This window comes from Adlercreutzia sp. DFI.6.23, from assembly GCF_024462535.1.
GTDB lineage: Bacteria > Actinomycetota > Coriobacteriia > Coriobacteriales > Eggerthellaceae > Adlercreutzia > Adlercreutzia rubneri.
Genome location: NZ_JANGBP010000169.1, coordinates 1 through 407, shown reverse-complemented (window position 1 = coordinate 407; position 407 = coordinate 1). Strand labels below are relative to the sequence as shown.

1 protein-coding gene is annotated in these 407 nt (G+C 71.3%); it reads right to left on the bottom strand.

Annotation, left to right across the window (positions count from 1 at the left end; translation table 11 throughout):
* On the bottom strand, positions 1-407 hold a 407-nt coding region (gene hisG, locus NE591_RS12850), incomplete at both ends, for an ATP phosphoribosyltransferase (RefSeq protein WP_256156813.1).

Genomic DNA, 407 nt, shown 5'->3' with positions numbered 1-407 from the left:
CTCGATGGCCGCACTCGTGCCGGCCGACTCCGCCACGACGAAGCGGCAGCCGCCGATGCGCAGATCGACCAGCTCCTCCACGGCCGCGCCCACTTCCAGAAGCGAGTCCTTGCCGCAGATGCCGCAGTCGGCGGCGCCCAGGGCCACGAAGACGGGCGCGTCGGAGCGCCGCACGATGATGTAGTCGACCCCGGGGTTGGAAATGACGAGTGCGCGGCCCGGATTGGCAAGTCCCGTCACGTCGAGCCCGGCCTCTTCCAAACAGGCGATGGCCTCGGTGTTCAGGGAGCCTTTGGGCACGGCGATGCGCAACGGGCGGCCAGAGGCGGCCGCGGCGTCGGCCTCGGCAGAGGCGGCGGCGATGGCCTGCTCCAGCGAGAAGGCGAAGCCCTCAGCGGGTCGATCGG